Raw genomic sequence first — 24,056 nt, forward strand, 5'->3', positions numbered from 1 at the left:
TAAATGAATGCAGTTTGGACATAATGGCGAATAGAATCTGGGAGACTGTAAGGAGATGAAAGCCATATGTTTATTTGTCCAAATTGCAAAGGGAAAGACATTGGAAAAATAGGTGTCAACCAATTTTATTGCTGGAATTGTTATATCGAATTATCGGTTTCAAAGGGGAAAATCCATACGCATCAAGTTGAGGAAGATGGTTCACTAAGCTCTCTTGATGATTTATTTGATGAGAATGAAAGAACGATCGGATAACGAAAAGGGGGATTTACTTTGAATCTACGCAATTCATTAATCGCATTAGGTGTTGGAGCTGCAGCATATCAATATGCTCGTAAGCAAGATGTATTTTCAAAACGCAATATGAAAAAAGCACGTAAGATGATTAAGTCTTACTTATAATCATTTCGATAAAGTGAAAAACTCCCTTGTAGACAAGGGAGTTTTTTTATGCACCCATATGTAAATAAAAAAGTCCGATCTCTGAGAAAAGATAAGATAGACCGTAGCAGCCAACGCCAAGTATTCCATACTGCCATAATTGCTTCGCTTTTTCTTTACGTGAGGAATGAATAAAGAACCCCTTCCAAATACCGAACCCGATACAAATCCATTCAAGAATCATAAAAAGTGCTGATAATCCAAGCCTAAACAAAACCATAATTAGCCCTCCTGATTATATTAATTCATGCTGTATTCTCAGGGGTGGTTGTCCTTGTTATGTTATTTATATGTACGTCTTTAAAAAACAGTATGGTCCGTATGAAAAGATTTTAAAAGTTTCGCACATAACCTACCCCATTTATTTTCAAAATAAAGGTGGAGGAGGTTTTTCATGTGAAGAATCTTAAAATCATTTGGATATATCGTTTAGGATTATTGTTACTTGTTTTTCTTTGTCTGCTCGTCTTTTTAAAAATTAAGCCGCTATGGGCACCGATTATTTTTGTATTTAAAGTAGCAATCACGCCGTTTCTTATCGCGTGTTTTATTGCGTATTTATTGCACCCTTTAATTGAAAAAATTCATAAGGAAGGGATGCCCCGTACACTTGCCATTTTGCTCATTTATATCCTTTTCTTTGGCGGAATTGGTTATGGGATTTATAAAGGAACACCAGTCGTTATTAAACAGTTACAAGAGATTAATGAACAATTTCCGCAGTTTACAAAAATGTACGATTCGTGGATGGATGGCGTTACAGAACAAACGGCGAATTTCCCTTCGTTCATTCATGAAAAGGTGAAACAACTTTTTGTGGGTGTGGAAACGAAGATTCAAGCGCTTTTAAATAAAGTGATGAGTACAGCTCGTGGTGTACTCGATTCATTGCTCATTATTTTCTTAATACCGTTCATTGTATTTTACATATTAAAAGATTATGGTGAGTTTTATCATATCTTTTGGAAACTAGTCCCAAGTAAATGGCGAGGTACGGGGCAAATGCTTGCGAAAGAAATTGATAAATCACTTGGAAGTTATATTCGAGGACAGTTATTTGTTTGTTTAGTATTAGGGGGAGTATCAGCTCTTTCTTTTTGGTTTATCGGTATGAAATATCCATTATTGCTTGGCATTATTATTGGGGTAACGGATATAATCCCGTACTTCGGTCCTATTTTAGGAGCAATCCCGACGTTAATGATTGCAGCAACAGTATCAACGAGTTTACTTATTAAGGCGGGGATCACAATTGCGATTTTGCAATTTGTGGAGAGTAACATTTTATCGCCTTACATCGTTGGTAAGTCACTTCGTATGCATCCCGTTATTATTATGCTTGCCTTACTAGTTGGGGGAGAGGTAGCTGGGATTGTAGGATTGCTAATATCGGTTCCGATTTTAGCAGTTATTCGCACTGTCATTGTTCATGTGAGACCGCTCTTGAAAAAAGAAGATGTGTAAGTATAGAAGCCCTCTATGTAAGAAATAGAGGGCTAATCATATATTTATTTAGAAAGCTGCTCGTGTATCTTTTGAACGAGGGAGCTCACATCATTTGTTTGAATATGTTTTATTTTTTTCCATTCGTTATCATACATAAATACAATTTGATTGTTGAAAAGACGCTTTTGTTCTTTTAGATTAGAAATTTTTGCGAAAGAGTACTCTTCAAATATTGGATTCTTACTTACATCTGGCCCATAAAAGAATAGCCTTTTGTTCGTTAAAACTAGCATTCCTGGCCTTGCGACGGAACGATAAATAAATATGTCTAATGAACATGCTGCGTAAAATAATATCGTTTCGTCAGTCGCTAATATGTTTTTAGCTTTGCTAAGTAAGGTTGTCATTGTGATCGCTCCTTTATTTTATTAACAATAATTTAATTATAACAAAAAAGTAATATTTAGAAATTTTTATAAATTATTCTTATAAGGAGATTCCGATTTATTAATAAATGCATACTATATGAAAAGGCTGTTAAGAATGAATAGTAGAATACTTATGATTAATAAGTAATTAATCCAATATAAATGATTATCTACATTGACAAACTTAAGAGAATTCTATTATATTTAGTCATATAATACATTAAATCAATGACGGAACAAGTACGTTACAGTCCATTTATAGAGAGAAGCTTCCATATGGCTGAAAGAAGCTTTAAATGAAGGGTAACAGAAAGCTAATCCTGAGAGCAGCTAATCACTGCCGTCTTGCCACGTTACGGCACCATGAGGTGATGAATTGATTGTTATTGTAATCAATTCATAATTAGGGTGGTATCGCGAGTTAACTCTCGTCCCTTTTATAGGGACGGGAGTTTTTTATATTTAAGGAGGAAAATACAATGAAACAACTAACAGGCGCACAAATTCGTCAAATGTTTTTAGACTTTTTCCAAGAAAAAGGACATGCAGTAGAACCTAGTGCATCACTAGTTCCGCATGAAGATCCATCTCTTCTATGGATTAATAGTGGTGTAGCTACATTAAAAAAATATTTTGATGGACGTGTAATCCCACAAAATCCACGTATTACAAATGCTCAAAAATCAATTCGTACAAACGATATTGAAAACGTAGGGAAAACAGCTCGTCACCATACATTCTTTGAAATGTTAGGAAATTTCTCAATTGGTGATTACTTCAAAGAAGAAGCAATTACATGGGCTTGGGAATTCTTAACGAGCGACAAATGGATCGGATTCGATAAAGAATTACTATCAGTTACAATCCATCCAGAAGATGAAGAAGCATTCACAATTTGGAATGAGAAAATGGGCGTTCCAAAAGAGCGTATTATTCGCTTAGAAGAAAACTTCTGGGATATCGGTGAAGGACCAAGTGGACCGAATACAGAGATTTTCTATGACCGCGGAGAAGCTTACGGTAATGACTTTAGTGACCCAGAATTATATCCAGGCGGAGAAAACGAGCGTTACTTAGAAGTATGGAACCTTGTATTCTCTCAATTTAACCATAATCCAGACAGTTCATATACACCACTTCCTAAGAAAAACATTGATACAGGGATGGGTCTAGAGCGTATGACATCTATCGTTCAAGATGTGCCTACAAACTTCGATACAGACCTATTCATGCCGATGATTGATGCAACAGAAACAATTTCTGGTGAAAAATATCGTAATGGCGATTTAGAAAAAGATATGGCATTCAAAGTAATTGCTGACCATATCCGTACAGTAACATTCGCTGTTGGTGACGGTGCTCTTCCATCTAACGAAGGCCGTGGTTATGTATTACGTCGTTTATTACGCCGCGCTGTTCGTTATTCGAAGAAATTAAACATCAATCGTCCATTTATGTTTGAATTAGTACCGGTTGTTGGAGAAGTAATGAAAGACTTCTATCCAGAAGTACTTGAAAAGAAAGATTTCATTGCGAAAGTTGTGAAGAACGAAGAAGAGCGTTTCCATGAAACACTTCATGATGGTGAAGCGATTTTAGCTGAAGTAATTGCAAAAGCAAAAGAAGAAAAAACAACTGTTATTTCTGGAGTAGATGCGTTCCGTCTATATGACACATACGGTTTCCCAATTGAATTAACAGAAGAATATGCAGAAGAAGCTGGCATGACAGTTGATCATGAAGGTTTTGAAAATGAAATGGAAAAACAACGTGAGCGTGCACGTGCTGCTCGTCAAGACGTTGATTCTATGCAAGTTCAAGGTGGTGTCCTTGGAGAAATTAAAGTAGCGAGCGAATTCGTTGGTTACGGTACAGTTGCAACAGAAAGTAACGTTGTTGCACTTGTGAAAAATGGCGAATACACAGACAGCTTACAAGCTGGTGAAGAAGGACAGTTAATTCTTGATGTAACACCATTCTATGCTGAGAGCGGTGGACAAATTGCAGACCGTGGTTACCTTCTTGCTGATGGCGTGAAAGTTCTTGTAAAAGACGTACAAAAAGCACCAAACGGCCAAAACTTGCATAAAGTTGTTGTTGAAGAAGGAACATTAACGAAAGATGCGGCTGTAAAAGCTATTATCGATACGAAAAATCGTAGTAGCGTTGTAAAAAATCATACAGCAACTCATTTACTACACCAAGCATTAAAAGACGTACTTGGAACACACGTTAACCAAGCAGGTTCTCTTGTAACTTCTGAACGTCTACGCTTTGACTTCTCTCACTTCGGTCAAGTACAAGCTGACGAATTAGAAAAAATTGAGCGTATGGTAAACGAGAAAATTTGGGAAAGTATTGATGTTGAGATTTCTCAAAAAGCAATCGAAGAAGCGAAAGAAATGGGCGCAATGGCATTATTCGGTGAAAAGTACGGAGATGTTGTACGCGTTGTACAAGTTGGCGATTACAGCTTAGAGCTTTGTGGTGGTTGTCACGTTGAAAATACAGCTTCTATCGGTATTTTCAAAATCGTTGCTGAGTCTGGTATCGGTGCAGGAACTCGTCGTATTGAAGCAGTAACTGGTAAGTCTGCATACGAATTAATGAACGATCAAGTAGGTTTATTAAAAGAAGCAGCAGGAAAAATGAAAACAAATCCGAAAGATATTTTAACAAGAGTTGATGGTCTATTTGCTGAAGTGAAACAACTGCAAAAAGAAAATGAATCTCTTGCTGCGAAATTAAGCAATATCGAAGCTGGAAACTTAACTGATTCTGTAATGACAGTTGATGGTGTGAATGTATTAGCAGCGAAAGTAAATGTTGCAGATATGAACAACTTACGTACGATGATGGATGACTTGAAAAATAAATTAGAGTCAGCAGTTGTTGTATTAGCGTCTGTTAATGACGATAAAGTAAACATCCTAGCAGGTGTAACGAAAGACTTAATTAGCCAAGGTTACCATGCTGGTAAACTTGTGAAAGAAGTAGCTTCTCGTTGCGGCGGTGGCGGTGGCGGCCGTCCTGATATGGCACAAGCAGGGGGTAAAAACCCAGCTCAAGTCGAAGAAGCTTTAGCATTTGTACAAGAGTACGTTAAATCTGTTTCAAAATAAAGAGATAGTAGTGTACAATGGTAGGGAGAGGAGAAGTTCTTCTCCCTATACTTACTATATAAGTGAGGTGCTTGAAATGGACGGTTTTGATAAAACAATGAAGTTTAGCATTCAAGATGAAAAACAGAGTGTCCATGTAAATGATGTACTTTTAACTGTGTATGATGCACTTCAAGAAAAAGGCTATAATCCGATTAACCAAATCGTCGGTTATTTATTAAGTGGAGACCCAGCATACATACCTCGCCATAAAGATGCACGTAGCATCATTCGCAAGCTTGAACGTGATGAGTTAATTGAAGAGCTTGTGAAGTCTTACTTGAAACATCATCGTGAGGAGTAGTTTATGCGGATATTAGGTTTAGATGTAGGTACAAAAACAGTCGGAGTTGCAATTAGCGACGAAATGGGCTGGACAGCACAAGGATTAGAAACAATTAAGATTAACGAAGAACGAGGTCACTTTGGTTTTGATCGTATTTCTGAGTTAGTAAAGCAGTACAATGTGGACAAGATAGTAGTAGGTTTACCTAAAAATATGAATGGTACAATTGGCCCGCGTGGTGAAGCGTGCCAACAATTTGCAGAAAACCTACGAGAGCTGTTACAATTAGACGTTGTAATGTGGGACGAGCGTTTGTCAACAATGGCAGCGGAACGTCTGCTCATTTCAGCCGATGTAAGCCGTAAGAAGCGAAAGCAAGTAATTGATAAGATGGCTGCAGTCGTAATCTTACAAGGATTTTTAGATAGTAAATAAGAGGTGACCAAAATGGAAGAAAATCAAATTACAATTGTAGACGAAAAAGGTAACGAACATTTATGTGAAATTATTTTCACTTTTGACGCTGAAAAATTTGGAAAAAAATCATACGTAGTCTTCTCTCCAATCGGTGAAGTAGACGAAGATGGAGACCAAATTTATGATGCAATGGCTTATGAGCAAAATGAAGAAGAGGGCGGAACTTTACTTCCAATCGAATCTGAAGAAGAGTGGGAAATGGTACAAGAAATGTTCAACACTCTAGCTGATGAGCAAGAAGCTGAATAATAAGTACTGAAAAGATGGACGACATACAGTCCATCTTTTTTTGTATTTATATGTAAAATGAAAGATTTTTTGTCGAAACTGTGTAAGTCTTTGTAGTATAATGAGACGGATTGTAGAAAAATAAAGTGTCAATTAAAAAAGATAAGTGAATTTTTTGCGTTTTTACATCGTGCTGTATAGAAAGGTGTACATACGGTCTACAATTAAGTAAGGAGGAAATGTTTTGATAGAGAATCAAGTGAAAAAGAAGCGTAGACGTATCTTTTTATTTTCGATTATTGCACTGCTTTTAGTTTGTGGTTCAGTCTATGCGTATATTTCATCCGCATTAGGACCAGTTGATAGCGGGAATAAAAAAGAGATTGAAGTAGAAATTCCGAAAGGATCATCTACAAGTAAAATTGGAGAAATTTTAGAAGAAAAAGGCGCTGTAAAAAACGGTACAGTTTTTAGTTTTTATACAAAGGCTAAATCGAAAAGTTTACAAGCAGGTACATATTTATTAAATCCTTCAATGAATGCTGAAGATGTGATTGAACAAATGTCATCTGGCAACGTGCATCGTCCAGCTCTTTATAAAGTGACGATTAAAGAAGGGGCGCAAGTAACTGAAATTGCAGAAACGATTGCGACAGAACTAAAGTGGAATAAAGATGATGTTACGCGTCAATTAAACGATAAAGCATTTATTCAAAAAATGCAGCAAAAGTATCCGAAGTTATTAACGGATAAAATCTTTGATAGCAATATTAAATACCCATTAGAAGGTTATTTATATCCTGCAACGTATTCGTTTTATAAGAAAGATACGACGTTAGAAGAAATTGTAATTCCAATGCTTGAGAAAACAAATGCAATCATTGTTCAAAATGAGGCGAAAATGAAAGCGAAGAATTGGGATGTTCATCAGCTTTTAACATTATCTTCACTTATTGAAGAAGAGGCAACTGGTTTTACAGATCGTCAAAAGATCTCTAGTGTCTTTTATAATCGTTTAGCAAAAGGTATGCCGCTTCAAACGGATCCAACGGTATTATATGCACTTGGAAAGCATAAACAACGTGTATTATACGAAGATTTAAAGGTCAACTCACCGTACAATACGTATGTTGTAAAAGGATTACCGGTAGGGCCGATCGCAAACTCTGGTAAACATTCAGTAGAAGCTGCGTTAGAACCTGCGCAAACAGATTATTATTATTTCTTAGCTGCACCAAGTGGTGAAGTGTACTATGCGAAAACATTAGAAGAGCATAATGCATTAAAGCAAAAATACATTACGAAAAAATAGTGAAATGGGGAGGGATAGCGAAAAAAGTCGCACATCCCTCTTTTTTGTGGTAAAATATATCGGGTTAAAAACTGGCAGAAGAATCGTTTTTAATATCAAAACGGGACGTACAAGCTAAGGATAAAGCTGGCTTGTATTTTTATTGCATTCTATGTGTGAAAAGACGTCATAGAGGCACTTCTCCATGTAAATAAGGAGGACCATTTATGGAGGATGCAGTTAACGAGTACCTATTATCATTTATTGATCCGAAAGATAAATTAATTCTTGAAATGGAAGAATATGCAACAGAAAATCATGTGCCGATTATGGATCGACTTGGAATGGAATTTATGCTGCAATTTTTACGTTTAATTGGACCGAAAAGCATTTTAGAACTTGGAACAGCAATCGGTTATTCTAGTATTCGTATGATGCAAGCTATTCCAAATTCACGTATTGTGACAGTTGAGCGCAATCGTGAGCGATATGAAAAAGCACTTGAATATATAGAACGTTCCCCAGTAACAGATCGTATTTCAGTTATTTACGGTGATGCGTTAGAGACAGGTGAACAAGTAAAAGAACACGGGACATTTGACGTTATTTTTATTGATGCAGCAAAAGGACAGTATCGTCGCTTTTTTGACTTATATGAACCGTTATTAAATCCTGGTGGCGTAATTATTTCAGATAATGTTATGTACCACGGTCTTGTAACGACAAAAGAGAAAATTGAAAACAGACGTACACGTGGTTTAATCCGTCGTATTAAGACGTACAATGAGTGGCTTATGAACCATGAAGGATATGATACAACGATTTTCCCAATTGGTGATGGAGTAGCTGTTAGTAAAAAGAGAGGGTGACCAAGGTATGAAGAAACCTGAATTGTTAGTAACGCCAAGAGCGGTGGCGGATATCGAACAACTTGCGAAAGCAGGAGCAGATGCGGTAATGATCGGTGAGCAAAAGTTTGGTTTACGTTTAGCAGGGGAGTTTTCACGTGAAGATGTAAAACAAGCTGTGAAGATTGCACATGAAAATGGTGTGAAAGTATACGTAGCCATGAACGCTATGTTCCACAACGATAAAGTAGAAGAATTAACAGATTACGTTTCATTTTTAAACGAAGTAAATGTAGATGCAATTGTTTTCGGAGATCCAGCGGTATTAATGGCTGTTCGTGAAGTAGCACCAAATATGCAGTTGCACTGGAATACAGAAACGACAGCAACAAACTGGTTCACTTGTAATTACTGGGGACAAAGAGGATCAAAGCGTGCTGTATTAGCTCGTGAGCTTAGCTTAGATGAAATTGTTGATTTAAAAGAAAATGCTGAAGTGGAACTGGAAGTACAAATTCACGGTATGACTTGTATGTTCCAATCGAAGCGTTCATTAGTAGGAAACTACTTTGAGTATCAAGGACGTAATCTTGACATTGAAAAGAAAAAATATGAAGAGAATATGTTCTTATATGACCCAGAGCGTAACAATAAATATCCAATTTATGAAGATGAAAATGGTACTCACATTATGAGTCCGAACGACATTTGTTTCATCGATGAATTAGAGGAACTAATCGATGCTGAAGTTGATAGCTTAAAAATCGACGGTGTACTAAAAAGCTCTGAATACATTATTGAAGTAACGAAGAAATATCGTCAAGCGATTGATTTATGCGTAGAAGATCGTGATGCATATTATGACGTGAAAGATGATCTATATAAAGAAATAGAAGAAATGCAACCAGTAAATCGTCCGTTAGATACAGGATTCTTCTTTAAAGAAACGGTTTACTAAACGAGGAGGGTGTAGGAAATGACTGTACAAGAAATTTCACGAGTGATCGATGGCAAACGTGTTATTGTGAAGAAACCTGAACTGTTAATCCCTGCGGGTAACTTAGAAAAATTAAAAGTAGCTATCCATTACGGGGCAGATGCTGTATATTTAGGTGGACAAGAATTTGGTCTTCGTTCGAATGCAGGTAACTTTACGCTAGAAGAAATGGCAGAAGGCGTTGAGTTTGCAAAGAAGTATGGAGCGAAAATATACGTAACAACAAATATCTTTGCACATAATGAAAATATGGACGGGCTAGAGGAATATTTAAAAGGGATTGAAAAAGCTGGCGTAACGGGAATTATCGTTGCTGATCCGCTTATCATTGAGACTTGTAAACGCGTAGCGCCTTCTGTTGAGGTGCATTTAAGCACACAGCAATCACTATCCAACTGGAAAGCAGCACAGTATTGGAAAGAAGAAGGTTTACATCGTCTTGTATTAGCTCGTGAAGCAAGCTATGAAGAAATGAAAGAAATTAAAGAAAAAGTGGATATTGAAATTGAAGCGTTCGTCCATGGTGCAATGTGTATCGCATATTCAGGAAGATGTACATTAAGTAACCATATGACAGCGCGTGATTCTAATCGTGGTGGTTGTTGCCAATCTTGCCGCTGGGATTATGATTTAGTTCAAACAGTATCACAACATAAAGATGCAAAAGAGCTTCCTCTATTCCAAGAAGGAGATGCTCACTTTGCGATGAGTCCAAAAGATTTAAATTTAATTTTATCAATTCCAAAAATGATTGAAATCGGAATCGATAGCTTAAAGGTAGAAGGACGTATGAAATCAATCCATTACGTAGCGACTGTAGCAACTGTATATCGTAAAGTAATTGATGCGTATTGTGCGGATCCAGATAACTTTGAGTTTAAACAAGAATGGTTAGATGAGCTTGATAAATGTGCAAATCGTGATACAGCTCCTGCCTTCTTTGAAGGGGTTCCAGGACATCAAGAGCAAATGTTTGGAAATCATAGTAAGAAAACAACGTATGATTTTGCTGGTTTAGTGTTAGATTATAATGAAGAAACGGGCATCGTAACGATTGAGCAACGTAATCATTTCAAACCAGGACATGAAGTGGAGTTCTTTGGACCAGAAATAGAAAACTTTACGCAAACGGTGGAGAAAATTTGGGATGAGGATGGAAACGAATTAGATGCAGCGAGACATCCGTTGCAAATCGTGAAATTCAAAGTGGATCAACGAGTGTATGTGAATAATATGATGCGCAAAAGCATACTTCAATAAGAAAGAGTGATAGTCGAATGGGGACGAATAAGCCTGTTGTAATTGGAATTGCTGGTGGTTCGGGATCAGGTAAAACGAGTGTAACGAAAGCGATTTTTGACCATTTTAAAGGTCATTCTATTTTAATCTTAGAGCAAGATTATTATTACAAAGATCAAAGCCATTTACCAATGGAAGAGCGTTTAAAAACAAATTATGATCATCCGCTTGCGTTTGATAATGATCTGTTAATTGAACATTTGCAGCAGTTGCTTGCATATGAGCAAATTGATAAGCCTGTATATGACTATACATTGCATACGCGTTCAGAAGAAATTATTCCGGTTGAGCCGAAAGATGTAATTATTTTAGAAGGAATTCTTATTTTAGAAGACCCACGTCTTTGCGAGTTAATGGACATTAAATTATTCGTTGATACGGATGCTGACCTTCGTATTCTGCGCCGCATGCAACGTGATATTAAAGAGCGCGGTCGTACGATGGATTCAGTTATTGATCAGTACGTAAATGTTGTACGTCCAATGCACAATCAATTTATTGAGCCTTCTAAGAAATTTGCGGATATTATTATCCCTGAAGGTGGACAAAACCACGTTGCAATTGATATTATGGTGACAAAAATTGCAACAATTCTTGAACAAAAAGTAAATTTGTAATAGCATAGTAAAAGATATACGGTAGGAAGGGATTTTTTCCCTTCTTATCGAATACAATGAAACATGCAACCTCATCTATATATAGGTGAGGGCATATTTATATCAACTTTCCATACATATCTTCTTTATATAAAGAAGAATTGGAAATACGGGGTTGTATGTGACAACTCCGCTAGTGCAAGGGTACTAGAAACCTCCGCTAACAATGGAAGCGGAGGAGTTTTCATATGGAACTCCTCTTTTTTTTCGGGGGATTGGTATATAAAAGGAGTGGAAAATATGTCAACAGAAAAAACATACCCTATGACGCAAGAGGGTAAGCAAAAACTAGAGAACGAACTTGAGCAATTAAAAACAGTAAGACGTAAAGAAGTAGTAGAACGTATTAAAATCGCACGTAGCTTCGGGGATCTTTCTGAGAACTCTGAGTACGATGCAGCGAAAGATGAGCAAGCGTTCGTAGAAGGACGTATTACACAATTAGAAAATATGATTCGTAACGCAGTTATCATTAAAGATACTGGCGAAGTATCTACTGTTGTTACATTAGGTAAAACAGTAACATTTAAAGAATTACCAAACGGAGATGAAGAAGCGTATACAATCGTAGGTAGCGCGGAAGCTGATCCATTCGAAGGAAGAATTTCTAACGATTCTCCAATCGCAAAAAGCTTATTAGGTAAGCAAATTGGTGAGAAAGTAACAATCCAAACACCAGGCGGAGAAATGCAAGTAGAGATTGTCTCTGTAAAATAAAAAAAGATTCTCCTATCGGGAGAATCTTTTTTTCAGGCTGTGGAGAAAGTCTTCTCCACAGCCTGTTTTTGTGTCTGAACCTCTTTTTATGTGTCAACACTGATAAAAAAGAGGAAAAGGAGAGAGTTTTTATGATGGGTGCTTTAAAAAATCATCGTGATGAACGTGTATCTGTTTCTGTAGAAGAGTTGGTTCCACAAGATCATTTCCTTCGTGCGATTGAAGCGACAATTAGTTTTGATTTTATTGAAGAGAAATTACGCCCTTATTACTGTGAAAACAATGGACGTCCGTCAATCCATCCTATCGTTTTATTTAAAATGATGTTTATTGGATATTTTTACGGTATTCGTTCGGAGCGTCAATTGGAAAAAGAGATTAAAACGAATATCGCCTACCGTTGGTTTTTAGGATTTTCTCTATCAGATACTATTCCAGATCATTCTACAATCAGTTGGAATCGCCGTACCCGCTTTATTCATACAAATATTTTCGAAGAAATTTTTGATGAGATCGTGAGGCAAGCGACAGAGCACCGGATGGTGGGAGGACGTGCGCTAATGACAGATTCTACGCACATTAAGGCCAATGCCAATAAAAATAAATTTGTACATAAATATAAAAAAGAAAAAGCAAAGTTTTATATAGATGAGCTAGAAGCTGCGGTAATCGAAGATCGTAAGGTACATGGAAAAAAGAATTAAAACCTAGAGAGGAAAGTGATACCCCTACCAAAAAAACTCGTATAAGTACAACGGATCCAGATAGTGGATTTTTAATGAGAGATGGAAAACCGAACGGTTTTCATTTCTTAGACCATCGTACGACTGATGCGAAGTACAATATTATTACAGATACCTATGTAACGGCTGGAAATATGGCAGATTCCGAGCCATATTTAGCACGCCTCCAAGCTCAAATTGATAAATTCGGGTTCAAAGTAGAAGCTGTAGCTCTTGATGCAGGCTATTTTACGAGCTATATCTGTAAGAAATTATCGGAGAGAAATATATTTATGGTGATGGGGTATCGCCGATTTGGAAAAAGAAATAAAGAAGTACCAAAAAGCCAATTTAAATATGTAGAAGAAATGAATGCATTCGCTTGTCCGATGGGGTGTATTTTAGAGTATGCGACAACGGATCGTGAAGGATATCGTCAATATAAATCGAAGCCAGAAGACTGCGCTGTTTGTCCGCTACGTGAGGTATGTTTTTCAAAGAAACAAAAACAAAAAGTTATCACTCATCATATATGGGAGAAATATAAGGATATCGCTAGAAAAAACAAACTAACAGTTACAGGGAAAAAGTTGTACAAAGTACGCTGTTCAACTATAGAGCGAAGCTTTGCAGACGCCAAAGAACTACATGGCTATCGATATGCTCGATTTCGAGGGCTGAAGTCTGTCCAAATGCAGGCTTATCTCACCGCAGCTTGTCAAAACATGAAAAAAATAGCCCTCCATCTGACCAAAAAAGGTCTGGTGGAGGGCTATTTTTTTGAAACTCTATTATTTTATGTTGTTTTTATTCGCTAAAATCAAAATGATTACAGAGTGTTGGGAACCCCTAAAGGGTTTCCCAACACTCTGAAAAAAATTGTGTAAACCTTAGAGTGATTCGACAAAAAATGTCAAAAAAACACTTTAAGCTTTGATATCATAATTAGAGACCATAGGTTTTAAAAGGGAAAAGGGGCTAATTATGAAACATAAAATCTTTACAGGATTGGTTTGTAGTATCTCCATATTAGGACTTGCTGCATGCGGAACGAATGAAGAAACTACATCATCAAAGGGAGAAAAAGTGAAGCAAGAAGAAAAAAAGGATATTAAAGCAACTGAGAGTTCAAAAGCCTTAGAAAATCCACAAGATAAAAAGGAATTTAATGATTTTGATGTAGCGTATCAATTAGCAATTGTCATGAAAATATTTCAAGATGTAACGATTAAGTATGATTACGCAATTGGGAATCCAGATTATTTATTGCGAGATTCGATGGATCAAAAAACAATAGATGATATGAAGAATATGTTACAAGAACAGGCGAAGAATAATGATAAAATTTTAAAAGATGAAGTGAATCAAGCATATACATATTTAAAACAATCGAAAGTAAGTAATAAAGATGATATTCAAAAAATAATAGATGCACAAAATAATTATTTACATATTGTAGATAAGATGATTACTTGTATTGATTCTGTAACAGTTGAGAATGCAAAAGAAAAAAGAAATGAAATGGATAATCTTAGTAAGGATTATTTAAAAATAGCGGCTAATGTAACAACCACTGTAATTGAAGTTGCTAAAAACACTGGAGTGAATGAAACTGAATTTAGATCGCTTCTTATGAAATTTTTAGAGAAGCCAAAGAAACAATAATAGCCTTATATAATATCTGTTTTTGTTTTGGAGATTGTATAAATAAAATAGTACCTCGTCTAAACTACAATAGACGAGGTGTTTTTTATGAAAATAAAACGGAGAATTACAATTGTTTTAATTTGTTTTATGAGCGTTATGTTTGTATTGCTTTGTCGTTTAATCCAAATTCAAATTATAGATACAGAATCATTTACTGATCGCAAAATAAATTTAATTGAAAAAAGTGTTACGCAACGCACACAATCCATTACAGTAGACGATGGACGTGGGCAGTTTATAGATCGTAATGGTAAAAAAATAGGTGAGGAAAAATATCCTGTTTTAATTATTTTTCCATTTTTACAAATAAAAAATGACATGTTAGAGAAAATCGCGCATATCATTGGTGTGTCGAGACAAGAGATTAGAAGACAAATGAAAAATAATAAAAATGCATTTACACTACAAGGAGAAACTGCTCCATTTCGAGTGACACGAGAGCAGATGGAGAAGGTAAATGAATTACATGTATTAGGTATTGTAGCAGCTGAAGTGCGATTAAAACAAACTGGAGAGATAAATCATTTAATTGGTGATGTAGGGGAGAACGAAAGGGAGTTTCAAAAGCGATATGGAGAATTGAAAAGAATCTCAAAACAAACGCCGATAGGTATTTCAGGATTACAGCAATCATTTGATGAATTTCTATTGACTGATGGAGAGGCAAAAGTATTATATCAAGTAGATCGGCAAGGAGAACCAATTTTCGGAAAGCAAGCGAAATACACTTCACCAGGAAATCCATTTTATCCAGTTAGGATTCAAACTACTTTACATAAAGAGTTGCAGCAAAAAGCAGAAGAAGTGATTGAAGCGAATGAAATAAAGAAGGGGGGACTAGTATTACTTGATGTAAAGACAAATGAAATATTAGCGATGGCTAGTAAGCCGTCTTTACAAGTAAGGGATGAGAATTTATATAAAACTACACTTGAAAATCAAATGTTAACGCCACATTTTCCAGGCTCTGTTTTTAAAACAGTAGTTGCAGCTGCAGTCATTGATCAAAAAGTAAATTTGTTTAATCGGACATTTAACTGTAATAAAGATTTATATGGTGAAAACGACCCGCAAGTTAGGATGGGTACACTTAACTTTAAAGAGAGCTTTGCTAGGAGCTGTAACAGGACATTTTCCGAGTTAGGTAACGAGCTATTACAAAAGGATAAGACGGTGCTAGAAACATACGTAGCAGCTTTAGGAGCAAATGAAAAGGTTGGATGGAAAGGTTCTGTATTTCATACACCTCATTTTGAGCAAATGCCAGAAGAAAAGGGTACTACTATTTGGGGGAATGAAGAAAATAAAAATAGTAAAAAAGCGGTAGAACAAACAGCAATTGGATAGAAAGATGTACGTATATCACCTCTAGCAATTGCAAATATGATGGCGACGATTGCGAGGAATGGAGAAAAGATGGAAGTGAAAGCAGTTGAAAAAATAGTATATAAAAATGGAGCGGATTTTTTTACATTTGAGAGCCATACGTTAAATGGAAAACAGCTTTCGTATGAAACAGTGAAAACATTACAAGAGTTATTAAGAGGCGTTGTAACAAGGGAGAAAGGAACAGGAACGGCATTCCGTTCGTTGCCACTAAGTGTCGCTGGAAAATCCGGGACAGCGCAAACAGGGAAAGGGACGAGGGTGAATCGCTGGTTTGCAGGTTATTTTCCGTATGAGAATCCAAGATATGCTTTAGTTGTTGTTGATCTAGAGACTGATAGCAAAGTGAATAAAGTTACACCTATTTTTAAAGATATGGTAGGAGCAATCTATCAATTGGAGAATGAAAAGTAATCTTGCAATTTATAGTGAAATGTCTTCATTTCATGAAAATATCATTGTAAATGTTCAACCTTTCTAGATTTAATGTTACAATAGCAATTAGGAAAAACTGCATGGAGGTTTGGAGAATGGCAGGAGGATCAAGATTCCAACAGAAACAACAAAAACGTCGTCAAAACGGTGTTTTAAATATTGCAATCGCTATTGTATTACTATTAGTAGCTATTGTAGCATATCAATTGTTCGTTCCTAGTACGAAAGAGCAAGCATCTTCTACTGATAAGAAAGTCTCTCAACAAACAACAAAGAATGAGAAAGCTGGAAAATCAGAAGATAAAGAATCTGCTAAGAAAAAAGAAAAAGAACAAGAGCAAGCAGAAGCTAAGAAAAAAGCTGAAGAAGAGAAGCTAAAGGCTGAAGAAGAACAGAAAAAAGCTGAAGAAGAAGCGAAAGCTAACGAGAAAGTATCAGCTGAGAAAACTGTATCTAAGGCAAAAGAGGCGTATACAAAACCTTCTTGGAAAGCTGTAGGAACAGAACAAGGTTCATCACCAGCGATGACGTTTAAACAGGGTTCATCAGATTGGAATGAGATGCAAAGTGCAATTGCTGCAGGTGTTGAAGTACCGAAAGAGCAATTAGTATTCCATTTTGTTGGAAGAGACAAAACTGGAAAGAGCAAAGCTTATGGTGATGTTCAAGATAAGCAAAGTGGGAAAAGATATTATGTAAATATTGATTGGGTAGACAATGAGGGCTGGAAACCAGTACTTGTTCAAACTCTAAACTAAAAAAGAGAGGCTCCTTAGGAGCTTCTCTTTTTTGTTAACGCAATTTCTTTAATTTAAAATGAACAACCGCGCTATAATACGGTCTTTTGCTTTCAGGATCCATAACCATTTGATGTGAGATGTGATGAACTTCAAGCATAAGTGCTTTATTATTATCAATTTGTTCACTAATTTTTCGTTCTAAAGAAGCTAAGTCTCCCGCTTCAAAAAACTCTACTTTATCTTCTAACATTTCAAAGGTAAATGACATGAAGACGGCCCCTCTCCTATGTAATCAACTATAGTGTAACAAAGAAAAGAAGGAAATACCATGTACATTTCAATTGACATTTTTAGAAAGAGGGAATATCATACTGATAAAACCGATAAGAAAAAGGGGAATTTTTATGGGTACAGAATTTAATGGTTTATTTGATGAGTGGGCTCATACGTACGACTCATTTGTACAAGGCGAAGATATACAATATAAAGAAGTTTTCGCCCATTATGAGGACATTCTAGAGGATGTAGTTAACAAGTCATTTGGTAATGTATTAGAATTTGGTGTCGGTACAGGTAATTTAACAAATAAATTATTACTTGCTGGCCGCACAGTTTACGGTATAGAACCGTCGCGTGAAATGCGCATGATTGCAAAAGAGAAATTGCCAAAAGAATTTTCAATTACAGACGGTGATTTTCTTTCGTTTGAAGTTCCAAATTCAATTGATACCATTGTAAGCACCTATGCATTTCATCATTTAACAGATGATGAAAAAAATGTAGCGATTGCGAAGTATAGTCAATTGCTAAACAAAGGTGGTAAAATAGTGTTTGCTGATACGATATTTGCAGATCAAGATGCATATGATAAAACTGTTGAAACAGCAAAACAAAGAGGTTTCCACCAGTTAGCAAACGATTTGCAAACGGAATACTATACACGTATTCCAGTTATGCAGACTATTTTTGAAAACAATGGCTTCCATGTAACGTTCACGAGATTAAATCATTTCGTTTGGGTAATGGAGGCAACTAAGCAATAGAAAGAGGGATTAGATTGAGAATTGCTGTAATTGGAGCAATGGAAGAAGAAGTACGTATTTTACGTGACAAATTAGAACAAGCAGAGACAGAAACGGTTGCAGGTTGTGAATTTACGAAAGGGCTATTAGCAGGGCATGAAGTAATCTTGTTAAAGTCTGGTATTGGTAAAGTAAACGCAGCGATGTCAACGACAATTTTATTAGAAAAATATAAGCCTGAAAAAGTAATTAATACTGGTTCAGCTGGTGGATTCCATCATTCTCTAAACGTTGGTGATGTAGTTATTTCCACTGAAGTTCGTCACCATGACGTAGATGTAACAGCATTTAACTATGAATATGGTCAAGTACCAGGAATGCCGCCTGGATTTAAAGCTGATGAGGCGTTAGTTGCATTAGCTGAGAAATGTATGCAGGCTGAAGAAAATATTCAAGTTGTAAAAGGTATGATTGCAACAGGTGATTCATTTATGAGTGATTCGAACCGCGTTGCAGCCATCCGTGATAAATTTGAAAATCTTTATGCGGTAGAAATGGAAGCAGCAGCTGTTGCACAAGTATGCCACCAATATGAAATTCCGTTTGTTATCATTCGCGCACTTTCTGATATTGCTGGTAAAGAATCAAATGTTTCATTTGATCAGTTTTTAGATCAAGCAGCTCTTCATTCTACAAACTTTATCGTAAAAGTGTTAGAAGAGTTAAAGTAATGTAACAAAAAGGCAACTGTCTCATATAAAGAAAATACATACAGTTGCCTTTTCTTTATTGGCAAACAAGGGGGAGAACACGATGAATGTATATCGTGGAGTTCATGAGTTAATTGGTCATACACCAATTGTAGAAATTACTCGTTTTTCACTTCCGAAAGGAGTCCGTTTATTTGCAAAGCTTGAATTTTATAACCCAGGCGGAAGCGTTAAGGATCGTTTAGGAAGAGAATTAATCGAAGATGCGCTAGAAAAAGGGCTTGTGACCCAGGGTGGAACAATTATTGAACCGACTGCTGGGAATACTGGTATTGGACTGGCACTTGCAGCATTAGAACATGATTTACGTGTTATTGTTTGTGTACCAGAGAAATTTAGTATTGAAAAACAAGAATTAATGAAAGCACTAGGTGCAACGGTCGTGCATACACCGACTGAGCAAGGAATGACCGGTGCAATTGCTAAAGCAAAAGAGTTAGTAAATGAACTACCGAATTCATACTCTCCAAGTCAGTTCGCAAATGAGGCAAATCCTCGTGCATATTTTAAAACACTAGGACCTGAACTGTGGGACGCATTGAATGGAGAGATTAACATATTTGTTGCTGGAGCAGGAACTGGCGGTACGTTTATGGGGACTGCATCTTATTTGAAAGAAAAAAATATAGATATTAAAACAGTTATCGTAGAGCCAGAAGGATCTATTTTAAATGGTGGTAAGGCTGGTTCACATGAGACCGAAGGAATTGGACTGGAATTTATCCCGCCATTTTTGAAGACATCTTATTTTGATGAAATTCATACGATTTCTGATCGAAATGCATTTTTACGAGTGAAAGAATTAGCGAAAAAAGAAGGACTTCTCGTTGGGAGCTCTTCAGGAGCAGCATTTCATGCGAGCTTACTTGAGGCCGAGAAGGCAGCACCAGGTACAAATATTGTAACGATTTTTCCTGATAGCAGTGAGCGCTATTTAAGTAAAGACATATACAAAGGATGGGAATAAAAAATGAGAGCAAAGACAAAGTTAATTCATGGTATTCGCATAGGAGAACCTTCAACTGGATCTGTAAACGTACCGATTTATCAAACAAGTACGTACAAACAAGAAGCAGTTGGTAAGCATCAAGGATATGAATATTCACGTACAGGTAACCCAACACGTGCAGCTTTAGAAGAAATGATTGCTGTATTAGAAAATGGGCATGCTGGATTTGCATTTGGTTCAGGAATGGCTGCTATTACAGCGACAATTATGTTGTTCTCAAAAGGTGACCACGTTATTTTAACAGATGATGTTTATGGCGGAACATACCGCGTTATTAAGAAAGTATTAAACCGTTTCGGTATTGAGCATACATTTGTAGATACAACAAACTTAGAGGAAGTTGAAGAAGCGATTCGTCCAAATACGAAAGCAATTTATGTGGAAACACCAACGAACCCACTACTAAAAATTACTGATATTAAGAAAATATCTACTCTTGCTAAAGAGAAAGACCTATTAACAATTATTGATAACACATTCATGACGCCATATTGGCAGTCGCCGATTTCTTTAGGAGCAGATATTGTGCTTCATAGTGCAACGAAATATTTAGGAGGTCATAGTGATGTAGTTGCAGGTTTAGTAGTTGTAAATAGCCCACAACTAGCAGAAGATCTTCACTTTGTACAAAACTCAACAGGAGGTATTCTTGGGCCACAAGATAGCTTCTTACTACTTCGCGGTTTAAAAACATTAGGAATTCGTATGGAAGAACATGAAACGAATTCACGTGCTATTGCTGAGTTCTTAAATAATCATCCAAAAGTAAATAAAGTATATTACCCAGGTCTTGAATCACATCAAAATCACGAATTAGCAACAGAACAAGCAAACGGGTTTGGTGCTATTATCTCATTTGATGTAGATAGTGAAGAAACATTAAATAAAGTACTTGAGAAACTACAATACTTTACACTTGCTGAAAGCTTAGGAGCGGTAGAAAGTTTAATTTCTATTCCATCTCAAATGACACATGCATCAATCCCGGCTGATCGCCGCAAAGAATTAGGAATTACAGATACATTATTTCGTATTTCTGTCGGTATTGAAGATGGTGAAGATTTAATTGAAGATTTAGCACAAGCGCTAGCATAATAAAAAATGCACTGCTCTATATTAGCAGTGCGTTTTTTTATTACGTCTTTTTGTGAAACATTTCACAAAATAGACATACACAAACGAAATGATTTCATGTATATTGAATTCAGGAAACGTTACTCACGAACAAACTTGTGAAACTTTTCACAAACAATGAAATTCATGTAGGAAAGCATCTCTATTTTTTTGTGTTAATTGGGACTTATTTTGACCTACAGGGACATATAAGGACCGTAATAGTAGAATAGGAGGAAATTCACATGGTAGTCAAAGAGAAAGTTGTAAATGAAATGCAGGAAGTAAAAAAGATGATTGATACGCTAGTAAATAATGGTCAACAAGCTTTACAAGCATTAGAAAGTTTTACACAAGAGGAAATTGACAACATTGTTCATGAAATGGCATTAGCAGGTGTTGATCAACATATGCCGCTAGCGAAATTGGCAGTTGAAGAAACTGGCCGTGGTGTATATGAAGACAAATGCATTAAAAATATTTTTGCCACTGAATATATTTGGCATAGTATAAAGCAAGATAAAACGGTAGGGATTATTCACGAAGATCCTCATGAAGAAATAATAGAAATCGCGGAACCTGTCGGTGTAGTAGCTGGAGTAACACCAGTAACGAATCCAACGTCGACAACAATGTTTAAAGCGTTAATTGCGATAAAAACAAGAAATCCAATTATTTTCGCATTTCATCCTTCCGCACAAAAATGTTCTGTGGCAGCAGCGAAAACCGTATATGATGCAGCGATGAAAGCTGGTGCACCAAAACACTGTATTCAATGGATTGAAAGACCGTCTGTTGAAGCGACGAAACAATTGATGAACCATGATGGTGTAGCACTCGTTCTAGCAACTGGAGGCGCTGGTATGGTGAAATCAGCTTACTCTACTGGAAAACCAGCGTTAGGCGTTGGTCCTGGTAATGTACCGTGTTATATAGAAAAATCAGCACATGTAAAACGAGCTGTTAATGATTTAATTTTATCAAAAACATTTGATAACGGTATGATTTGTGCATCGGAACAAGCAATCATTGTCGATAAAGAAATTTATGATGATGTTAAAACAGAAATGATTGAAAACAGTTGTTACTTTGTAACAGAAGAAGAAAGAAAAAAATTAGAAAAGCTCGTTATAAATGAAAATACATGTGCAGTAAATAGTGATATTGTAGGGAAATCCGCACAGTATATTGCCGATTTAGTTGGGATCACTGTTCCTGGACATACAAAAATGCTTGTAGCTGAAATTCAAGGTATCGGAGCAGCATATCCGTTATCCCGTGAGAAACTGAGTCCAGTATTAGCTTGTGTGAAGGCAAATTCATTAGAAGAAGGATTTACATATTGCGAAGAAATGTTGAACCTCGGTGGTTTAGGACATTCAGCAGTTATCCATTCTACAAATAAAGATGTGCAAAAGCAATTTGGGTTACGTATGAAAGCTTGCCGTCTCATTGTAAATGCACCTTCATCACAAGGTGGAATAGGGGATATATATAATGGATTTATTCCATCACTTACACTTGGTTGTGGTTCATACGGAAAGAATTCAGTTTCCCAAAATGTAACAGCGACTCATTTATTAAATATAAAAAGGCTGGCAAATAGAAAAAAGAATATGCAGTGGTTCAAACTGCCACCAAAAATTTATTTTGAAAAACATGCTACAGCTTATTTAGCAAATATGCCTAACATTTCACGTGCATTTATTGTAACGGACTCCGGAATGGTTGAACATGGCTATGTCGATACAGTCGCGCACTATTTAAACAAGAATGCAAATGATGTGAAAGTTGAAGTTTTCTTTGAGGTCGAACCAGATCCATCAGATGAAACTGTTTTCAAAGGTGCGGAAATGATGAAAAGCTTTAAGCCAGATGTAATTATCGCACTTGGTGGTGGTTCAGCTATGGATGCAGCAAAAGGAATGTGGTTATTCTATGAGCATCCAGAAACGACATTCTATGGTATTAAACAGAAATTTTTAGATATAAGAAAACGTACATGTAAATATCCGGAATTAGGAAATAAGGCGCAGTTTGTTGCGATTCCAACGACATCAGGAACGGGATCAGAAGTGACACCATTTGCGGTTATTACAGATAAGAAAAATAATATAAAGTATCCGCTCGCAGATTATGAATTAACACCAGATGTAGCAATTGTTGATCCACAATTTGTAATGACAGTACCACCACATGTAACAGCAGATACTGGTATGGATGTTTTAACACATGCAATTGAGGCGTATGTGTCTGTTATGGCAAATGACTATACAGATGGATTAGCATTAAAAGCTATTGATCTCGTATTCAAATATTTACCGAGAGCATATAAAGATGGAAATGATGAAGAAGCAAGAGAAAAAATGCATAACGCTTCTGCAATTGCAGGGATGGCATTTGCAAATGCTTTCCTCGGTATTAATCACAGCTTAGCACATAAGATTGGACCAGAATTCCATATTCCGCACGGACGCGCAAATGCCATTCTAATGCCGCACGTAGTCCGCTATAATGCTATTAAGCCAAGAAAACACGCATTGTTCCCAAAATATGAGCACTTTGTGGCAGATGAAAGATATGCACATATAGCGAGAATGCTCGGGCTTCCAGCAAGTTCGGCAGCAGAAGGGGTGGAATCACTCGTCCGAGCAATTATTGAGCTTGGAAAAAGCTTAAATATTAATATGAGTATTGCGGGACAAGGAGTCGATAAAGAGCAATTTGAAGAGGTTGTTGGAGTATTAGCAGAAAGAGCTTTTGAAGATCAATGTACAACTGCTAATCCAAAGTTACCGCTTATTTCAGAGCTGAAAGAAATTTATATGGAAGCATATAAAGGTGAATAATGATAAAAAAAGAGCCGCAGTAAAAGCG

General features: G+C 36.4%; 24 protein-coding genes, 1 pseudogene and 1 other annotated feature. Of the genes and pseudogenes, 22 read left to right on the plus strand and 3 right to left on the minus strand.

Annotated features, from left to right (window positions below; all coding sequences use genetic code 11):
• Nucleotides 1–66: 66 nt before the first annotated feature.
• Both QCI79_RS20090 and QCI79_RS20095 read left to right on the plus strand, forming a co-directional pair.
• Nucleotides 67–255: a hypothetical protein gene (locus QCI79_RS20090; protein WP_000469281.1), complete on the plus strand. Its 189-nt coding sequence runs from the start codon at nucleotides 67–69 to the stop codon at nucleotides 253–255.
• 18 nt (nucleotides 256–273) lie between these two features.
• Entirely contained in the window at nucleotides 274–402 is a 129-nt protein-coding gene (locus tag QCI79_RS20095; protein WP_001053553.1) for a YrzQ family protein, read from the plus strand.
• Nucleotides 403–448: 46 nt separating this feature from the next.
• Here the strand turns inward: QCI79_RS20095 and QCI79_RS20100 are convergent, their stop codons facing one another.
• Complete coding sequence (locus QCI79_RS20100; RefSeq protein WP_021727840.1) at nucleotides 449–661, minus strand: hypothetical protein; 213 nt, start codon at nucleotides 659–661, stop codon at nucleotides 449–451.
• A 176-nt stretch (nucleotides 662–837) separates the two neighbouring features.
• Here QCI79_RS20100 and QCI79_RS20105 point away from each other — a divergent pair, with 176 nt between their 5' ends.
• On the plus strand, nucleotides 838–1,905 hold the full coding sequence (locus tag QCI79_RS20105) for an AI-2E family transporter (RefSeq protein ID WP_000793128.1): 1,068 nt from the start codon (nucleotides 838–840) through the stop codon (nucleotides 1,903–1,905).
• A 44-nt stretch (nucleotides 1,906–1,949) separates the two neighbouring features.
• Here the strand turns inward: QCI79_RS20105 and QCI79_RS20110 are convergent, their stop codons facing one another.
• Nucleotides 1,950–2,294, minus strand: a complete 345-nt coding sequence (locus QCI79_RS20110; RefSeq protein ID WP_000209585.1) for a PH domain-containing protein — start codon at nucleotides 2,292–2,294, stop codon at nucleotides 1,950–1,952.
• A gap of 240 nt (nucleotides 2,295–2,534) precedes the next feature.
• Nucleotides 2,535–2,754: a binding site (T-box leader), on the plus strand.
• Between the two features lie 40 nt (nucleotides 2,755–2,794).
• On the opposite strand from QCI79_RS20110, the gene alaS reads away from it, so the two are divergent.
• From alaS to QCI79_RS20180, 14 genes and pseudogenes are all read left to right on the plus strand, one after another.
• Nucleotides 2,795–5,437, plus strand: a complete 2,643-nt coding sequence (gene alaS / locus QCI79_RS20115; RefSeq protein WP_021727841.1) for an alanine--tRNA ligase — start codon at nucleotides 2,795–2,797, stop codon at nucleotides 5,435–5,437.
• A gap of 76 nt (nucleotides 5,438–5,513) precedes the next feature.
• Nucleotides 5,514–5,780 (plus strand): IreB family regulatory phosphoprotein, encoded by a 267-nt coding sequence (locus tag QCI79_RS20120; protein WP_000348590.1) that lies wholly within the window; start codon nucleotides 5,514–5,516, stop codon nucleotides 5,778–5,780.
• 3 nt (nucleotides 5,781–5,783) lie between these two features.
• Nucleotides 5,784–6,197, plus strand: coding sequence for a Holliday junction resolvase RuvX (gene ruvX, locus QCI79_RS20125; RefSeq protein WP_001221193.1), 414 nt, complete (start codon nucleotides 5,784–5,786; stop codon nucleotides 6,195–6,197).
• A 12-nt stretch (nucleotides 6,198–6,209) separates the two neighbouring features.
• Nucleotides 6,210–6,488: a DUF1292 domain-containing protein gene (locus tag QCI79_RS20130; protein WP_000392247.1), complete on the plus strand. Its 279-nt coding sequence runs from the start codon at nucleotides 6,210–6,212 to the stop codon at nucleotides 6,486–6,488.
• Nucleotides 6,489–6,711: 223 nt separating this feature from the next.
• On the plus strand, nucleotides 6,712–7,779 hold the full coding sequence (gene mltG, locus QCI79_RS20135) for an endolytic transglycosylase MltG (protein ID WP_000572137.1): 1,068 nt from the start codon (nucleotides 6,712–6,714) through the stop codon (nucleotides 7,777–7,779).
• A 206-nt stretch (nucleotides 7,780–7,985) separates the two neighbouring features.
• Nucleotides 7,986–8,627 (plus strand): O-methyltransferase, encoded by a 642-nt coding sequence (locus QCI79_RS20140; RefSeq protein WP_000389102.1) that lies wholly within the window; start codon nucleotides 7,986–7,988, stop codon nucleotides 8,625–8,627.
• A 7-nt stretch (nucleotides 8,628–8,634) separates the two neighbouring features.
• Complete coding sequence (locus QCI79_RS20145; protein WP_000742807.1) at nucleotides 8,635–9,564, plus strand: peptidase U32 family protein; 930 nt, start codon at nucleotides 8,635–8,637, stop codon at nucleotides 9,562–9,564.
• An 18-nt stretch (nucleotides 9,565–9,582) separates the two neighbouring features.
• Entirely contained in the window at nucleotides 9,583–10,863 is a 1,281-nt protein-coding gene (locus QCI79_RS20150; RefSeq protein ID WP_000217974.1) for a peptidase U32 family protein, read from the plus strand.
• Nucleotides 10,864–10,880: 17 nt separating this feature from the next.
• Nucleotides 10,881–11,519 carry a uridine kinase gene (gene udk, locus QCI79_RS20155; protein ID WP_000537078.1) on the plus strand — a complete coding sequence of 213 codons (639 nt, stop codon included), beginning with the start codon at nucleotides 10,881–10,883 and terminating at the stop codon, nucleotides 11,517–11,519.
• A gap of 279 nt (nucleotides 11,520–11,798) precedes the next feature.
• Nucleotides 11,799–12,275: a transcription elongation factor GreA gene (greA, locus tag QCI79_RS20160; RefSeq protein WP_000102591.1), complete on the plus strand. Its 477-nt coding sequence runs from the start codon at nucleotides 11,799–11,801 to the stop codon at nucleotides 12,273–12,275.
• Between the two features lie 131 nt (nucleotides 12,276–12,406).
• A protein-coding gene (locus tag QCI79_RS20165) for an IS1182 family transposase (protein ID WP_097914644.1) occupies nucleotides 12,407–13,815 on the plus strand; the annotation gives its coding sequence in 2 pieces (ribosomal slippage) (nucleotides 12,407–12,968 and nucleotides 12,968–13,815; 1,410 coding nt in all).
• A 166-nt stretch (nucleotides 13,816–13,981) separates the two neighbouring features.
• Nucleotides 13,982–14,662, plus strand: a complete 681-nt coding sequence (locus tag QCI79_RS20170; RefSeq protein WP_000680878.1) for a hypothetical protein — start codon at nucleotides 13,982–13,984, stop codon at nucleotides 14,660–14,662.
• 87 nt (nucleotides 14,663–14,749) lie between these two features.
• Nucleotides 14,750–16,504: pseudogene (locus QCI79_RS20175) on the plus strand (peptidoglycan D,D-transpeptidase FtsI family protein).
• Nucleotides 16,505–16,620: 116 nt separating this feature from the next.
• Nucleotides 16,621–17,283, plus strand: coding sequence for a YrrS family protein (locus tag QCI79_RS20180; RefSeq protein WP_000897099.1), 663 nt, complete (start codon nucleotides 16,621–16,623; stop codon nucleotides 17,281–17,283).
• Between the two features lie 34 nt (nucleotides 17,284–17,317).
• On the opposite strand, the gene QCI79_RS20185 is transcribed toward QCI79_RS20180, so the two are convergent.
• A complete protein-coding gene (locus QCI79_RS20185) occupies nucleotides 17,318–17,533 on the minus strand; it encodes a YrzA family protein (protein WP_000010984.1) in 216 nt (71 codons plus the stop codon).
• Between the two features lie 136 nt (nucleotides 17,534–17,669).
• On the opposite strand from QCI79_RS20185, the gene QCI79_RS20190 reads away from it, so the two are divergent.
• The 5 genes from QCI79_RS20190 (at nucleotide 17,670) to adhE (ending at nucleotide 24,028) form a co-directional block, all read left to right on the plus strand.
• Nucleotides 17,670–18,308, plus strand: coding sequence for a class I SAM-dependent methyltransferase (locus tag QCI79_RS20190; RefSeq protein WP_000536315.1), 639 nt, complete (start codon nucleotides 17,670–17,672; stop codon nucleotides 18,306–18,308).
• A gap of 14 nt (nucleotides 18,309–18,322) precedes the next feature.
• Nucleotides 18,323–19,018, plus strand: coding sequence for a 5'-methylthioadenosine/S-adenosylhomocysteine nucleosidase (gene mtnN / locus QCI79_RS20195; protein WP_021728408.1), 696 nt, complete (start codon nucleotides 18,323–18,325; stop codon nucleotides 19,016–19,018).
• Between the two features lie 82 nt (nucleotides 19,019–19,100).
• Complete coding sequence (locus QCI79_RS20200; RefSeq protein ID WP_001103880.1) at nucleotides 19,101–20,024, plus strand: O-acetylserine dependent cystathionine beta-synthase; 924 nt, start codon at nucleotides 19,101–19,103, stop codon at nucleotides 20,022–20,024.
• Nucleotides 20,025–20,027: 3 nt separating this feature from the next.
• The gene (locus tag QCI79_RS20205; RefSeq protein WP_021728409.1) at nucleotides 20,028–21,161 is read left to right on the plus strand and encodes a bifunctional cystathionine gamma-lyase/homocysteine desulfhydrase; all 1,134 of its coding nucleotides are present in this window, start codon (nucleotides 20,028–20,030) and stop codon (nucleotides 21,159–21,161) included.
• Nucleotides 21,162–21,424: 263 nt separating this feature from the next.
• A complete protein-coding gene (adhE, locus tag QCI79_RS20210) occupies nucleotides 21,425–24,028 on the plus strand; it encodes a bifunctional acetaldehyde-CoA/alcohol dehydrogenase (RefSeq protein WP_000260502.1) in 2,604 nt (867 codons plus the stop codon).
• Nucleotides 24,029–24,056 lie beyond the last annotated feature (28 nt).

The organism is Bacillus cereus group sp. MG1 (assembly GCF_040460035.1).
Taxonomy (GTDB): domain Bacteria; phylum Bacillota; class Bacilli; order Bacillales; family Bacillaceae_G; genus Bacillus_A; species Bacillus_A cereus.

Coding starts and splice junctions, on each gene's coding strand:
- ruvX (WP_001221193.1), top strand. CDS start 5,784: ATGCGGATATTAGGTTTAGATGTAGGTACAAAAACAGTCGGAGTTGCA.
- adhE (WP_000260502.1), top strand. CDS start 21,425: ATGGTAGTCAAAGAGAAAGTTGTAAATGAAATGCAGGAAGTAAAAAAG.
- QCI79_RS20150 (WP_000217974.1), top strand. CDS start 9,583: ATGACTGTACAAGAAATTTCACGAGTGATCGATGGCAAACGTGTTATT.
- udk (WP_000537078.1), top strand. CDS start 10,881: ATGGGGACGAATAAGCCTGTTGTAATTGGAATTGCTGGTGGTTCGGGA.
- QCI79_RS20170 (WP_000680878.1), top strand. CDS start 13,982: ATGAAACATAAAATCTTTACAGGATTGGTTTGTAGTATCTCCATATTA.
- QCI79_RS20180 (WP_000897099.1), top strand. CDS start 16,621: ATGGCAGGAGGATCAAGATTCCAACAGAAACAACAAAAACGTCGTCAA.
- greA (WP_000102591.1), top strand. CDS start 11,799: ATGTCAACAGAAAAAACATACCCTATGACGCAAGAGGGTAAGCAAAAA.
- QCI79_RS20140 (WP_000389102.1), top strand. CDS start 7,986: ATGGAGGATGCAGTTAACGAGTACCTATTATCATTTATTGATCCGAAA.
- QCI79_RS20145 (WP_000742807.1), top strand. CDS start 8,635: ATGAAGAAACCTGAATTGTTAGTAACGCCAAGAGCGGTGGCGGATATC.
- QCI79_RS20100 (WP_021727840.1), bottom strand. CDS start 661: ATGGTTTTGTTTAGGCTTGGATTATCAGCACTTTTTATGATTCTTGAA.
- QCI79_RS20185 (WP_000010984.1), bottom strand. CDS start 17,533: ATGTCATTTACCTTTGAAATGTTAGAAGATAAAGTAGAGTTTTTTGAA.
- QCI79_RS20190 (WP_000536315.1), top strand. CDS start 17,670: ATGGGTACAGAATTTAATGGTTTATTTGATGAGTGGGCTCATACGTAC.
- QCI79_RS20130 (WP_000392247.1), top strand. CDS start 6,210: ATGGAAGAAAATCAAATTACAATTGTAGACGAAAAAGGTAACGAACAT.
- QCI79_RS20090 (WP_000469281.1), top strand. CDS start 67: ATGTTTATTTGTCCAAATTGCAAAGGGAAAGACATTGGAAAAATAGGT.
- alaS (WP_021727841.1), top strand. CDS start 2,795: ATGAAACAACTAACAGGCGCACAAATTCGTCAAATGTTTTTAGACTTT.
- QCI79_RS20205 (WP_021728409.1), top strand. CDS start 20,028: ATGAGAGCAAAGACAAAGTTAATTCATGGTATTCGCATAGGAGAACCT.
- QCI79_RS20110 (WP_000209585.1), bottom strand. CDS start 2,294: ATGACAACCTTACTTAGCAAAGCTAAAAACATATTAGCGACTGACGAA.
- QCI79_RS20200 (WP_001103880.1), top strand. CDS start 19,101: ATGAATGTATATCGTGGAGTTCATGAGTTAATTGGTCATACACCAATT.
- QCI79_RS20120 (WP_000348590.1), top strand. CDS start 5,514: ATGGACGGTTTTGATAAAACAATGAAGTTTAGCATTCAAGATGAAAAA.